The sequence below is a fragment of the Actinoallomurus vinaceus genome (genome assembly GCF_039542055.1).
Classification (GTDB): Bacteria; Actinomycetota; Actinomycetes; order Streptosporangiales; family Streptosporangiaceae; genus Actinoallomurus; species Actinoallomurus vinaceus.
Genome location: NZ_BAABHK010000003.1, coordinates 676,410 through 689,108, shown reverse-complemented (window position 1 = coordinate 689,108; position 12,699 = coordinate 676,410). Strand labels below are relative to the sequence as shown.

The following is a 12,699-nucleotide window of genomic DNA, read 5'->3' as shown; positions in this document are numbered from 1 at the left end:
CTCGCCGCGTAGCCGAATCGTGTCCCGGATGGCTATTTGCGCCCCTTTCGGGGCACGATTCAGGCCTTTCGGGTGCGCTGTACTGGGAGGTGCTCCGTTCGGCGCTGCGGGAGGGGAAGATCGTCGGGCCGATGGTGCACGACGGCCGGATCGCCGCGCTGTGCATCAGCAACGGAGTGCGCGAACTATGGAGCATGGGCCGGGACTTCACTCGATTTCCCGGCGTTGTCGTTCGCAACCCCCTGCGTCCCTGATCACCACTGGAGTCCGCGGTCGGGCGGCCGTCACACAGGTCTCCGACGGCGGCTCCCGGCCGAGCTCGATGGGGGCGGTGCGCGTGGAGGAGGTCACGCCAACTCTGGCGTTGACGTAAAGAAATAGTAAAGTGCATGATCGTCGCTGACATCGTCGGTGGCGGGGGCCCTCCGGCCGGAGCGACCTCTGGAGTCATGCATGCCCCTGCCCCCGGTCCGCCCCAGCAGACGGGTCGCGGTGGTCGCCGCGATCGCCGCCCTCGCCGCCGCCGGCTCCATGACGAGCGCCTCGGCGGCCGGTCCGGGCGATGCCCGGACGGACACCACCCGCCTGGCCCGCACGCTGGTCCGTGAGGTGAGCGGGCGGGCCGCGTTCCGTCACCTGGTGGCGCTGCAGCGGGTCGCCGACCGCAACGGCGGCATCCGGGCGGCCGGCATGCCGGGCCACGAGGCGTCGGCGCGCTACGTCGCAGAGCGGCTCACCGCGGCCGGGTACCGCGTCAGCCGCCAGGAGTTCACCTTCGACGACTACGACTTCCTCGCCCAGACCCTCGGCGAGACCGCGCCGGGCCGGAAGGCGCTCCATCCGCTGATCGCGCGGTTCTCCGCATCCACCCCCGTCGGCGGCGTCACCGCTCCGCTGGCGGTCGTGCCGACCGGGACCGACGCCACGCCGGGCTGTGAGGCCGGCGACTACGCGGGCGCCGCGTACGACGGCCGGATCGCCCTGATCGCGGCGGGCGGCTGCACCAACACGGTCAAGCAGAAGGCCGCCGCGGAGGCGGGCGCGATCGCCGCCCTGATCAACACGAACAACCCGGCCGAGAACATGGTCCTGCGGACCCGGCTCACCGCCGCCGACGTGCGGATCCCGGTCGCCTCGATCTCCAAGAAGGAGGCCGACGGGCTCGTCGCCGACGCCGCCTCCGGCCCGGTGACACTCCACCTGGAGCTGCGCGGCCGGGCGCGCAAGGCGACGACCTTCAACCTGCTGGCCGACACGCCGACCGGGCGGGCCGACCGGACGGTGGTCGTCGGCGCTCACCTCGACGGCGTCACCGAGGGGCCCGGCATCAACGACAACGGCTCGAGCAGCGCGATGGAGTTGGAGACCGCGCTCCGGCTGGCCCGGCACTTCGGCCAGGTGCGCGACCGGGTCAGGTTCGCCTGGTGGAGCGCTGAGGAGCACGGCGACCTCGGCTCCGGTGTCTACGTCTCCCGGCTCGGCCCCCAGGACCTGCGTGACACCGCGCTCTACCTGAACTTCGACATGATCGGCTCGCCGAACTACGCCCGGATGGTCTATGACGGCGACGACAGCGACCACGAGGGCGCCGGCCCGGGCCCGGCCGGGTCCGCGCAGATCGAGAAGGTCTTCACCGACTTCCACGCGAGTCGTGGCCTGCCGACGGTCGGCCGTGACTTCGACGGCCGCTCGGACTACGGGCCCTTCATCGCGGCCGGCATCCCGGCGGGCGGCGAGACCAGCGGCTCGAACCTGATCAAGACCGAGACGTGGGCACGGCTGTTCGGCGGTGTCGCGGGTCAGCCGCTCGACTGGTGCTATCACCAGAGGTGCGACGACGTCCGCAACCCGAACAAGACGATCTTCGACCAGCTGGGTGACGGGATGGCCTGGGCCGTGGGCCGGTTCGCGGTCGACGTCTCCGACGTGACCGGCCCGAACCCCGCTGCGCGGGCCGTGACGGCCTGGACCCCCGCGGCGCTCGCCTCCGCCGATGAGGAGGATTGACCGGCAGCGCACGGACGCGCCGGGCCGCGTCCCTCATCCGGCTCTCGGACACGCCGGGCCATGTCCTTCGTCTCACGCTCCGGACGGCTGCGCGTAGCCTTCCGTGGGGATGAAAGGATTCACCACATGCTGCGCTGGCTGACGGCGGGGGAGTCTCATGGCCCGGCCCTCGTCGCGATCCTGGAAGGGCTGCCCGCCGGCGTCCGCGTGACCTCGGATGACATCGCCGAGGCGCTGCGCCGCCGGCGGCTCGGTCACGGTCGGGGCGCCCGGATGAAGTTCGAACAGGACAAGGTGACGATCGTCGGCGGGATCCGGCACGGCCGGACCCAGGGCGGCCCGGTCGCGATCGAGGTCGCCAACACCGAGTGGCCCAAGTGGGAGACGGTCATGTCGGCCGACCCGGTCGACCCGGACGAGTTGGCCGCCCAGGCCCGCAACGCCCCGCTGTCGCGGCCCCGTCCGGGCCACGCCGACCTCGCGGGCATGCAGAAGTACGGCTTCGACGACGCCCGGCCGATCCTGGAGCGGGCCAGCGCCCGCGAGACCGCCGCGCGGGTCGCGATCGGCGAGGTGGCCAAGGCGTTCCTGAACCAGGTGGCGGGCGCCCACGTCCTCAGCCACGTGGTCGCGCTCGGCGAGATCGGCGTCCCCGACGGCGTCGTCCCGGGCCCCGACGACCTGGAGCGGATCGACGCCGACCCGGTGCGCTGCGCCGACCCGGAGACGAGCGCCGCGATGGTCGCCCACATCGAGGAGCTCCGCAAGGCCGGCGACACGCTCGGCGGCGTCGTCGAGGTCCTCGCCTACGGCCTGCCGCCGGGCCTGGGCAGTCACGTCCACTGGGACCGGCGGCTCGACGCGCGCCTCGCCGGGGCCCTCATGGGCATCCAGGCGATCAAGGGCGTCGAGGTCGGCGACGGCTTCACGACCGCGCGCCGCCCGGGTTCGCGGGCGCACGACGAGATCGAGAACACCCCCGAGGGCATCCGGCGGCGCACCGGCCGCGCCGGGGGCATCGAGGGCGGCATGACCACCGGCGATCCGGTCCGCGTACGGGCCGCGATGAAGCCGATCTCGACCGTGCCGCGCGCGCTGGACACGGTCGACGTGACGACCGGTGAGCCTGCCAAGGCGATCAACCAGCGCAGCGACGTCACCGCGGTGCCCGCCGCCGGGGTCGTCGCCGAGGCGATGGTGGCGCTCGTGCTGGCCGAGGCCATGGTCGAGAAGTTCGGCGGTGACTCCGTCGAGGAGACCGCACGTAATCTGCAGGGCTACCTCTCATCTCTGGTGATCAAGTGAATTCCAAGGTCGTCGTCATCGGACCGCCCGGTTCCGGCAAGACCACCGTGGGGCGGCTCCTCGCCGAGCGCCTCGGTGTCCCGTTCCGCGACACCGACCACGACGTCGAGACCACCGCCGGCAAGCCGATCGGGGAGATCTTCGTCGACGACGGCGAGGAGCACTTCCGCGCGCTGGAGCGCGCGGCCGTCCAGGACGCCCTCGCGACCCACGACGGCGTGATCGCCCTCGGCGGCGGCGCGATCCTGGACCCCGGCACCCAGGCCGACCTGGCCGGTCACCGGGTCGTGTACCTCGAGGTCGGGCTCTCGGACGCGGTCAAGCGGGTCGGGCTGGCCTCGGCGCGGCCGCTGCTCGTGCTCAACCCGCGCAGCCAGTTCCGCAAGCTGATGGAGGAGCGGCGCCCCGTCTACGAGCGCCTCGCCGTCCTCAAGGTGGCCACGGACGACCGGGAGCCGGCCGACATCGCCGACGAGATCGTCAAGGGGCTGTCGTGACCCGCGTCCACGTCGGTGGCGACGCGCCGTACGACGTCGTGATCGGCACCGGCGTGCTCGGGCAGCTGCCCGCCCTGGTCGGCGAGGCCCGTACGGTCGCGGTCGTGCACCCCGAGGGACTGCCGGAGATCGCCCGGCCCGTGTGCGGGGCGCTCGCCGAGGCCGGCTACGACGTCCACGCGTTCCCCGTCCCCGACGGCGAGGCCGGCAAGGACGTCGCCGTGCTCGCCGGGCTGTGGTCCGGCTTCGCCCGGCTCGGCATGACCCGCACCGACGTCGTCGTCGGCGTCGGCGGCGGCGCGACCACCGACCTGGCCGGGTTCGCCGCCGCGACCTGGCTGCGCGGCGTCAAGGCCGTCCTGGTGCCGACCACGCTGCTCGCCATGGTCGACGCGGCGATCGGCGGCAAGACCGCGATCGACATCCCCGAGGGCAAGAACCTCGTCGGCGCCTTCCACCCGCCCGCCGGCGTCCTGTGCGACCTGACGACGCTCGTCACGATGCCCCGCGAGGACTACGTCAGCGGCCTCGCCGAGGTGATCAAGGCGGGGTTCATCGCCGACCGGCGCATCCTCGAGCTGATCGAGGAGGACCCCGAGGCCGCGGGCCGCCCGGACGGTCCGCACACCCTCGAGCTCATCGAGCGCGCCGTCGCCGTGAAGGCCCGGGTCGTGTCCGAGGACCTCAAGGAGAGCGGCCTGCGCGAGATCCTCAACTACGGCCACACGCTCGGCCACGCGATCGAGAAGGTCGAGGAGTACCGCTTCCGGCACGGCGACGCGGTCGCCATCGGCATGGTGTACGCCGCCGAACTGGCCCGTCTGGTCGGCCGCCTCGGCGACGCGGACGTCGAACGGCACCGGGCGATCCTGACCGCCGTGGGCCTGCCCACCTCCTACCTTCCCGACGTGTGGCCGGCGCTGCGCGACGCCATGCGCGTCGACAAGAAGGCGCGCGGGGCGCGGCTGCGGTTCGTGGTCCTCGACGGTGTCGCCGCGCCGGGCCGGCTGGAGGACCCGGACGAGGACCTGCTCGTACGGGCGTACGAGCGGGTGACCCACTGAGCGGGCCGGACCAGGAGAAGAGGGCAGCGGTCGATGAGTGAGGTCTTCGTCCTGAACGGGCCGAACCTCGGGCGGCTCGGCAGCCGCGAACCCGACGTGTACGGCGCCGCGGACTTCGACGACCTGACGGCGCTGTGCCGCGACACGGCCCGGGCCCTCGGCCTGCACGCCGAGGTACGCCAGACCGACGACGAGGCCGAGCTGGTGTCCTGGCTGCACGAGGCCGCCGACGGCCGGATCCCGGTCGTCCTCAACCCCGCGGCGTTCACGCACTACTCGTACGCACTGCGCGACGCCATCGCCCAGCGCACCGCGCCGCTGATCGAGGTGCACATCTCCAACCCCGCCGCCCGGGAGGAGTTCCGGCACACCTCGGTCGTCGCCGCGGTGGCCACCGGCACGATCGCCGGCTTCGGCCTCCTCTCCTACGTCCTGGCCCTGCAGGCGATCGCCGAGCTCCTGGCGGAGAGCGCGGACTGACCAGGGCGTCCGCCCTCATCCCGAGACGGGGTTTCCGCCTTCCTCCGGAGACGGGGGCCGACCGGAGGCGTCCACCTCCCGGACGGAGCACGCCGCGCGCGGGTCGTCAGCGTTCGCAGGCGGAGGTGATGAGCTCCTCCAGTTCGGCGATGACGTCGTCGAGCGGGTTCAGGGACCGCTGCGCCCGGCACATCACGGTGGCGCCCTCGACGGCGGCGACGATCATCGTGGCGAGGCGGCCGGCGCGGGCGTTGGTCGCGCCGGCCGAGAGCAGCCCGGCGGCCAGGGCCTCCTGCCAGCGCCGGAAGGCGCTCGCGGCCGCCTCGGTGAGCCGTGGCTCGACGGTGCCCGACTCGACGGTGACCGCGGCGATCGGGCAGCCCGCCCGGAAGTCGCTCTTCACCAGCACGCGGCGCCACCAGCCGAGGAAGGCGTGCACGGCGGCGACCGGATCGTCGTCGCGCATCGCGGCGCGGACGCCCGCGCCGAGGTAGTCGCCCGCGTAACGGACGGCCTCCTCGGCCAGCTGCTCCTTGCCGCCGGGGAAGTGGTGGTAGATCGAGCCGCGGGGTGCTCCGCTGTGCTTGATGACGTCGCTGAACGCCGTACCGCTGTAGCCCCGCTCCCGGAAGAGGTACGCGGCGCTGCGGATCATGCGCTCCCGGGCGTCAGAGGTCATCGTCGCTCCGCCTCGGCGTATGAGGTGTCTCACCTTGACTATGACGGCCATCATAGAGAACGCTCATTATGCCAAGCGTCATACTGGGAGGCATCGTGACTGCAGGACTGGAGCAGCTGAAGGCGCTGCTCGATGGGCGGGAGACCGGGATCGGCGGCCTGCTGGGCATGACGGTCGAGACGCTGGAGCCCGGCCGCGTGGTCTTCGGCCTGCGGACCCGGCCGGACCTCGGCAACCCGCTCGGGACGCTGCACGGCGGCGTCTACAGCACGCTGCTCGACTCGGCGATGGGCTGTGCCGTGCACACCTCCCTGCCGGAGGGGGCCGCGTACACCACCCTGGAGCTGAAGGTGAACCTCGTGCGGGCCGTCGCCCTCGACGGAGTGGGGCTGCGCTGCGAGGGCACCGTGATCCATCTGGGCGGCCGCGTGGCCACCACCGACGGGCGCGTCTTCGACGACCAGGAGCGGCTGGTCGCCCACGGCACCAGCACCTGCATGGTGTTCCGGCCGGCCTCAGTACGGTAAGACGGAATCTCATTCGGTTTGAGTGGTACGGACAGGATAGGGGTGCGACAGATGCGCATCGGGATGTCCCTCAACTACGCGGGCGGTTTCCGGGAGACCGTCGATGAGCTGGCGGACTATGAGAAGGCCGGGCTCGACATCGTCTTCGTGCCGGAGGCGTACAGCTTCGACGCGGTCAGCCAGATGGGCTTCATCGCGGCGCGCACCGAGCGTCTGCAGATCGCCTCGGGCATCCTCCAGCTGTACTCCCGCACCCCGACGCTCACCGCGATGACGGCGGCCGGCCTCGACTATGTCTCCGGCGGGCGGTTCGTGCTCGGCCTGGGCGCGTCCGGCCCGCAGGTCATCGAGGGCTGGCACGGCGTCCCGTACACCGCGCCCATCGGGCGGACCCGGGAGATCATCGAGATCTGCCGCAAGGTGTGGCGCCGCGAGCGCCTCACCTACGACGGCAAGTACTACAAGCTGCCGCTGCCCGCCGAGGAGGGCACCGGCCTCGGCAAGCCGCTCAAGCTCATCAACCACCCGGTCCGCGAGCGCATCCCGATCTTCATCGCCTCGCTCGGCCCGAAGAACGTCGAGATGACCGCCGAACTCGCCGAGGGCTGGGAGCCGATCTTCTACGTCCCGGAGAAGGCCGGAGACGTCTGGGGCGACGCGCTCGCCCGCGGCAAGGCCAAGCGCGACCCCTCGCTCGGCGAGCTCGACATCGTCGCGCAGGCGTTCCTGGCGATCGGCGACGACGTCGAGGGCCTGCTCGACTTCGGCCGGCCCATGGCCGCGCTCTACATCGGCGGCATGGGCGCCAAGGGCCGCAACTTCTACAACGACCTCGCCCGGCGGTACGGCTACGAGAAGGAGGCCGAGGAGATCCAGGACCTCTACCTCGACGGCAAGAAGCAGGAGGCCGCCGAGAAGGTCCCGTACGAGCTCCTCCAGAAGACCTCCCTGATCGGCTCGGAGGGCTTCGTCCGCGACCGTCTCGCGGCGCTGAAGGAGTCCGGCGTCACGACCCTCAACGTCACGCCGATGGCGAGCGACCACGAGGGCCGCGTCAAGCTGATCGAGAAGGTCCGGGAGCTCGCCGCCTCGCTGTGACGCCGTGCCGTCGCGTCAGGCTGATCGAGAGGGCCCGGGAGCTCGCCACCTCGGTGTGAGCCGCGCCGTCGCGTCGGGCTGATCGAGCTCGGTGTGACGCCGCGCCGCCGTTCGATCATGGCCGATCGTCCGGCCGATCTCCGCAGCGTACGGCGCGCCGTTCCGGGCGGGTCCGTGGGGGACGGGCCCGCCCGGGCGGTGTCGGCCGAGGTCACCGGCCGGGCGTACAGTCGGGGGCATGCCGGAGATCCACGAGGCCCGCCGCGCGCGGCTGGCCGGGCTCGTCGCCGCCCGCGACGCCGACGCCGCGCTCATCACCCGCCTGGTCAACGTCCGCTACCTCACCGGGCTGGCCAGTTCCAACGCCGCCCTGCTCGTCCGCGCCGACGGGACCGCCGTGCTGGCGACCGACGGGCGGTACGCCGGGACCGCGGCGCGGGTCTGCCCGGAGCTCGAATGCGTCATCGACCGGAACACCTCCGGGGCGCTCGCCGCCAAGGTGCCGGGCCGGCTGGCGTTCGAGGCGCACGACGTCACCGTCGAGGCGCGCGACACGCTCGCCGCGGAGCCGGACGCGCCGGAACTGGTCGTCCTCGGCCATGCCGTCGAGGAGCTGCGGAGGGTCAAGGACGAGGAGGAGATCGTCCTCCTCAGGGAGGCCTGCGCCATCACCGACCGGGCCTTCGACGCGGTCCTGCCGACGATCCGGCCCGGCGTCACCGAACGCCAGATCGCGATCGCCCTGGACCGCGCCATGGTCGACCTCGGCGCCGAGCAGCCCGCGTTCGCGACGATCGTGGCGAGCGGCCCGAACGGCGCGATCCCGCACCACGTCCCGTCCGACCGCGCGATCGAGCACGGCGACCTCGTCACCATGGACTTCGGCGCCCGCCAGGGCGGCTACCACGCCGACATGACCCGTACGGTCGCGGTCGGCGCGGCGGGCGCCTGGGAGCGCGAGATCTACGACCTCGTCGCGGCGTCGCAGGCCGCCGGCGTCGCCGCCGCGCGCCCCGACGCGATCACCAAGGAGGTCGACGCCGCCGCCCGCGATCTCATCGAGGCGGCCGGCCACGGCGACGACTTCCCGCACGGACTCGGACACGGCGTCGGCCTGGAGATCCACGAGGCACCGCTCATGGGGTATGACAAGACCGGTAAACTGACGGATCGAGTTCCCATCACCGTCGAGCCCGGCGTCTACGTCGCCGGTCGCGGCGGGGTCCGCATCGAGGACACGCTCGTGGTCCGTGCGGACGGTCCGGAGCTGCTCACCAAGACGACCAAGGACCTGCTCGTCATCTAGACGCGGCAGACCGCCGAAGCGGGAGAACGACACACAGTGGCGACGACGAACGACCTCAAGAACGGCATGACGCTGAACCTCGACGGCCAGCTCTGGACCGTTCAGGAGTTCCAGCACGTCAAGCCTGGCAAGGGCGGAGCGTTCGTCCGTACCAAGCTCAAGAACGTCCTGTCCGGCAAGGTCGTCGACAAGACCTTCAACGCCGGCACCAAGGTCGACGTGGCCAACGTCGACAAGCGGGAGATGCAGTACCTCTACCGCGAGGGCGAGGACTTCGTCTTCATGGACACCGAGACCTACGACCAGCCCCACATCCCGGCCGCCACGGTCGGCGACGCGGCCGACTACCTCCTGCCGGAGCAGAACGCCGTGATCGCCTTCAACGAGGGCACCCCGCTCTACATCGAGCTGCCGGCCGCCGTGGTGCTGGAGATCACCGAGACCGAGCCCGGCCTGCAGGGTGACCGCTCCACCGGCGGCACCAAGCCGGCCACGGTCGAGACCGGCGCGACGATCAACGTCCCGCTGTTCATCACGACCGGCGAGAAGATCAAGGTCGACACGCGCTCGGGCGACTACCTCGGTCGAGCCTGATCCGTGGCCGCACGGAGCAAGGCGCGCAGACGCGCCCTCGAGATCCTCTACGAGGCCGAGATCCGCGGCGAGCGGCCGGCCGAGGTCCTCGACCGGCGCATCCGCGACTCCGAGCATCGGCTCGCCGAGCAGGAGTTCATGGAGCGCCTGGTCGAGGGCGTCGCCGAGCGCCGCGAGCGCATCGACGAGCTGATCACGACGTACGCCGTCGGCTGGACGCTGGACCGGATGCCCATCGTCGACCGCAACATCCTGCGCCTGGGCGCGTACGAGCTGCTGTGGAGCGCGGACGTCCCCGACGGCGTCGCGGTCAGCGAGGCGGTGGCCCTGGCCACCGAGCTGTCCACCGACGAGTCGCCGAAGTTCGTCAACGGCCTGCTGTCGCGGTTGCTGGAGCTGAAGCCCTCCCTGTCGTTGTAGACGTCTAGTGTGGGCCTGGGGCCGTTGAGCAGGGAGGGGGCAGCCGTGACCGATCGTCCGCGATCGCGGTCGATGCGCACCGCCGTCGTGTGGGAGATCCTGCGCGACGTTCTCGACGAGAGCGCCAAGGAGTCGGGGCGGGACCGCCTCGACGTCCTCGACGCGGGCGGGGGCACGGGCGGCTTCGCCGTGCCGCTCGCCGAGCTGGGGCACCGGGTCACGGTGGTCGACGCCAGCCCCGACGCCCTCGCCGGCCTCGAGCGCCGGGCGGCCGACGCCGGCGTCGTCGTCCGCGCCGTGCAGGGCGACGCCGACGGGCTACTCGACGTGGTCGGGCCCGACAGCGCCGACCTCGTGATCTGCCACAGCGTGCTGGAGTACGTCGACGACCCGGCCACGGCGCTGGCCGCCATCGCCCGCACCGTGCGCCCCGGCGGAGCGGTCAGCGTGCTGGCCGCCAACCAGGTCGCCGCCGTCCTCCACCGGGCGCTCGCCGGGCACTTCGAGGACGCCCGCCGCGTGCTGTCCAGCGCGCAGGGCCGGTGGGGGGACCGCGATCCGGTTCCGCGCCGGTTCACCTCGGGCATGCTGGCAGAGCTGATCGAGAGCGCGGGCCTGCGGGCGGGGCCGGTGCACGGCGTCCGAGTGTTCTCCGACCTCGTCCCGAGCGGCATCATCGACGGTGAGCGCGGCGCGGCCGACGAGCTCGTCGCCCTCGAGCGCGCCGTGTCCATGCACCCCGTCCTGAAGGACGTCGCCACCCAGCTCCACGCCCTGGCCCACCGGCGTCCGTAGTCATAACGATGAGCAGGAAACAGCAGCTGCATCGGCCGGGGCCGCCGCCCGGGCCGCCGGGGGACGACACCGGCTGCACCGTCCTGCACGTGGACATGGACGCCTTCTTCGTGAGCGTCGAGCTGCTCGAGCGCCCGGAGCTGCGCGGCCGCCCGGTCGTCGTCGGCGGGGCGGGGCCGCGTGGTGTCGTGGCCGCCGCGTCGTACGAGTCCCGGGCCTTCGGCGTGCACTCGGCGATGCCGATGAGCCGGGCCCGGCGGCTCTGCCCGCAGGCGGTCGTGCTGCCGCCGCGCCACGACAAGTACGCCGCCGTGTCCGCGGGCGTCATGGAGATCTTCCGGTCGATCACGCCGCTCGTGGAGCCGCTGGCGCTCGACGAGGCGTTCCTCGACGTGGCGGGGGCGCTGCGCCGCCTCGGCCGGCCCGCCGAGATCGGCCGGATGATCCGCGAGCAGGTGTCCGCGCAGCAGGGCATCACCTGCTCGGTCGGGATCGCGAGCACCAAGTTCGTGGCCAAGCTGGCGTCAACCAGGTGCAAACCGGACGGCCTGCTGGTCGTGCCCGCCGACGGAGTCGTCGACTTCCTGCATCCGCTGCCGGTCGCGGCGCTGTGGGGGGTCGGGGAGCGCACCGAGGAGATCCTCCGGCGTCTCGGGCTGCGTACGGTCGGCGACCTGGCGCAGACCCCGATCGACACCCTCCGGCGCGAGGTCGGGGCGGCGATGGGCGAGCATCTGCACGCGCTCGCCTGGGGACGGGACCCGCGGTCGGTGACGCCGACCGTTCCCGACAAGAGCATCGGCGCGGAGGAGACCTTCGACCACGACATCGCCGACCCCGAGGCGATCCGGCGGGAGCTGCTGCGGCTGTCCGACCGGGTGGGCGCACGGCTGCGGAACGCCGACCTGGTCGGCCGCACGATCGCCGTCAAGCTGCGCCGCGGGGACTTCACGACGATCACCCGGGCCCGCACCCTCCCGGACCCGACCGATCTGGCCCGCGACGTGTACGCCACCGCGTGCGCCCTGTACGAGGCGTCAGGGCTCGAGGGGGTTCCGCTACGGCTGGTCGGCGTGCGCGTGGAGAACCTCATGCCGGCCGGCTCGACGCCCCGGCAGCTCGCCCTGGGGGAGCCGGAGACCGGCTGGCGGCAGGCCGAGGCGGCCATGGACCTGGCCGCACGCCGGTTCGGCGCGGGGACCGTACGCCCCGCCGCGCTGGTCCGCGCCGAGCGTGAACGTGATAATCGCCACGATCGGGAGGGCAGGCATGACCCCTGAGACAAGCGTGATCATGGTGACTACGGGCAGTGAGCAGGGACGTTGAATGACGATCCGCCTATCTCCAGTCGAACGTTTTCTTTCCCGCGGTCGTCAGGCCTCGTATTCTGGGCATATCACCGATAGCCATGTCCCCGTCCGGCGTGGGATTCCCCCTCGCGGGGCTGTCTTTGGGAGGCGCCGTGCCGCTCTCTGACCACGAGCAGCGCATGCTCGACCAGATCGAGCGCGCGCTGTACGCCGAGGATCCGAAGTTCGCTTCGGCGGTCCGCTCGACCGATCCGCAGGTGCATTACAGGCGCAGGATCTGGAAGGCCGCGATCGGCTCCGCACTGGGCCTGTTCGTGGTGTTGGCAGGCGTCATCGTGAACACGATGCCGATCAGCATCGTGATCAGCGTGGCGGGCTTCCTGCTCATGGTCACGTGCTGTGCATGGGGCCTGACGAGCTGGAAGCGCATGAACGGCGTCGCCGCCCCGGCGCCGCGCAAGCGCGGGCGCAAGCGGCCGAAAACGGCCAAGAGTGGCGGGTTTATGGAGCGCCTCGAAGAGCGCTGGCGCCGCCGTCACGAAGAGCCCTGACCCCGACAGGACCTTTGTCACCGCCCGGCGGCCCGCCGGGCGGTGACGCGTTGACGGCCGGAAGCG

At 72.1% G+C, this 12,699-nt stretch carries 15 protein-coding genes; 14 read left to right on the top strand and 1 reads right to left on the bottom strand.

The window, feature by feature from the left end:
* Window positions 1–89: 89 nt before the first annotated feature.
* From ABEA24_RS14175 to aroQ, 6 genes are all read left to right on the top strand, one after another.
* A complete protein-coding gene (locus tag ABEA24_RS14175; RefSeq protein WP_345431231.1) occupies window positions 90–254 on the top strand; it encodes a hypothetical protein in 165 nt (54 codons plus the stop codon).
* Between the two features lie 199 nt (window positions 255–453).
* Window positions 454–2,007 (top strand): M28 family peptidase, encoded by a 1,554-nt coding sequence (locus ABEA24_RS14170; protein WP_345431230.1) that lies wholly within the window; start codon window positions 454–456, stop codon window positions 2,005–2,007.
* A gap of 126 nt (window positions 2,008–2,133) precedes the next feature.
* A complete protein-coding gene (gene aroC, locus ABEA24_RS14165) occupies window positions 2,134–3,312 on the top strand; it encodes a chorismate synthase (protein ID WP_345431229.1) in 1,179 nt (392 codons plus the stop codon).
* Window positions 3,309–3,809 (top strand): shikimate kinase, encoded by a 501-nt coding sequence (locus ABEA24_RS14160; RefSeq protein WP_345431228.1) that lies wholly within the window; start codon window positions 3,309–3,311, stop codon window positions 3,807–3,809. Before aroC ends, ABEA24_RS14160 begins: the two co-directional genes overlap by 4 nt.
* Window positions 3,806–4,873: a 3-dehydroquinate synthase gene (gene aroB / locus ABEA24_RS14155; RefSeq protein ID WP_345431227.1), complete on the top strand. Its 1,068-nt coding sequence runs from the start codon at window positions 3,806–3,808 to the stop codon at window positions 4,871–4,873. Before ABEA24_RS14160 ends, aroB begins: the two co-directional genes overlap by 4 nt.
* Window positions 4,874–4,906: 33 nt before the next feature.
* Window positions 4,907–5,353 carry a type II 3-dehydroquinate dehydratase gene (gene aroQ, locus ABEA24_RS14150; RefSeq protein ID WP_345431226.1) on the top strand — a complete coding sequence of 149 codons (447 nt, stop codon included), beginning with the start codon at window positions 4,907–4,909 and terminating at the stop codon, window positions 5,351–5,353.
* A 106-nt stretch (window positions 5,354–5,459) separates the two neighbouring features.
* Here the strand turns inward: aroQ and ABEA24_RS14145 are convergent, their stop codons facing one another.
* A complete protein-coding gene (locus ABEA24_RS14145; RefSeq protein WP_345431225.1) occupies window positions 5,460–6,032 on the bottom strand; it encodes a TetR/AcrR family transcriptional regulator in 573 nt (190 codons plus the stop codon).
* A 95-nt stretch (window positions 6,033–6,127) separates the two neighbouring features.
* Here ABEA24_RS14145 and ABEA24_RS14140 point away from each other — a divergent pair, with 95 nt between their 5' ends.
* From ABEA24_RS14140 to ABEA24_RS14105, 8 genes are all read left to right on the top strand, one after another.
* Window positions 6,128–6,559 carry a PaaI family thioesterase gene (locus tag ABEA24_RS14140; RefSeq protein WP_345431224.1) on the top strand — a complete coding sequence of 144 codons (432 nt, stop codon included), beginning with the start codon at window positions 6,128–6,130 and terminating at the stop codon, window positions 6,557–6,559.
* Between the two features lie 51 nt (window positions 6,560–6,610).
* Window positions 6,611–7,657 (top strand): LLM class F420-dependent oxidoreductase, encoded by a 1,047-nt coding sequence (locus tag ABEA24_RS14135; protein WP_345431223.1) that lies wholly within the window; start codon window positions 6,611–6,613, stop codon window positions 7,655–7,657.
* A gap of 238 nt (window positions 7,658–7,895) precedes the next feature.
* The gene (locus tag ABEA24_RS14130) at window positions 7,896–8,963 is read left to right on the top strand and encodes a M24 family metallopeptidase (RefSeq protein WP_345431222.1); all 1,068 of its coding nucleotides are present in this window, start codon (window positions 7,896–7,898) and stop codon (window positions 8,961–8,963) included.
* A 36-nt stretch (window positions 8,964–8,999) separates the two neighbouring features.
* Window positions 9,000–9,557: an elongation factor P gene (gene efp / locus ABEA24_RS14125; protein ID WP_345431221.1), complete on the top strand. Its 558-nt coding sequence runs from the start codon at window positions 9,000–9,002 to the stop codon at window positions 9,555–9,557.
* Window positions 9,558–9,560: 3 nt separating this feature from the next.
* Complete coding sequence (nusB, locus tag ABEA24_RS14120; RefSeq protein WP_345431220.1) at window positions 9,561–9,977, top strand: transcription antitermination factor NusB; 417 nt, start codon at window positions 9,561–9,563, stop codon at window positions 9,975–9,977.
* Window positions 9,978–10,049: 72 nt separating this feature from the next.
* Complete coding sequence (locus ABEA24_RS14115) at window positions 10,050–10,772, top strand: methyltransferase domain-containing protein (RefSeq protein ID WP_425551191.1); 723 nt, start codon at window positions 10,050–10,052, stop codon at window positions 10,770–10,772.
* An 8-nt stretch (window positions 10,773–10,780) separates the two neighbouring features.
* Window positions 10,781–12,052: a DNA polymerase IV gene (locus ABEA24_RS14110; protein WP_345431218.1), complete on the top strand. Its 1,272-nt coding sequence runs from the start codon at window positions 10,781–10,783 to the stop codon at window positions 12,050–12,052.
* Between the two features lie 182 nt (window positions 12,053–12,234).
* Window positions 12,235–12,633 (top strand): DUF3040 domain-containing protein, encoded by a 399-nt coding sequence (locus ABEA24_RS14105; RefSeq protein WP_345431217.1) that lies wholly within the window; start codon window positions 12,235–12,237, stop codon window positions 12,631–12,633.
* Window positions 12,634–12,699 lie beyond the last annotated feature (66 nt).

Bases quoted from the DNA above. Each gene is read 5' to 3' on its own strand.
- ABEA24_RS14135 (WP_345431223.1), top strand. From the start codon at position 6,611: ATGCGCATCGGGATGTCCCTCAACTACGCGGGCGGTTTCCGGGAGACC.
- ABEA24_RS14170 (WP_345431230.1), top strand. From the start codon at position 454: ATGCCCCTGCCCCCGGTCCGCCCCAGCAGACGGGTCGCGGTGGTCGCC.
- ABEA24_RS14110 (WP_345431218.1), top strand. From the start codon at position 10,781: ATGAGCAGGAAACAGCAGCTGCATCGGCCGGGGCCGCCGCCCGGGCCG.
- ABEA24_RS14145 (WP_345431225.1), bottom strand. From the start codon at position 6,032: ATGACCTCTGACGCCCGGGAGCGCATGATCCGCAGCGCCGCGTACCTC.
- ABEA24_RS14130 (WP_345431222.1), top strand. From the start codon at position 7,896: ATGCCGGAGATCCACGAGGCCCGCCGCGCGCGGCTGGCCGGGCTCGTC.
- ABEA24_RS14115 (WP_425551191.1), top strand. From the start codon at position 10,050: ATGCGCACCGCCGTCGTGTGGGAGATCCTGCGCGACGTTCTCGACGAG.
- aroQ (WP_345431226.1), top strand. From the start codon at position 4,907: ATGAGTGAGGTCTTCGTCCTGAACGGGCCGAACCTCGGGCGGCTCGGC.
- aroC (WP_345431229.1), top strand. From the start codon at position 2,134: ATGCTGCGCTGGCTGACGGCGGGGGAGTCTCATGGCCCGGCCCTCGTC.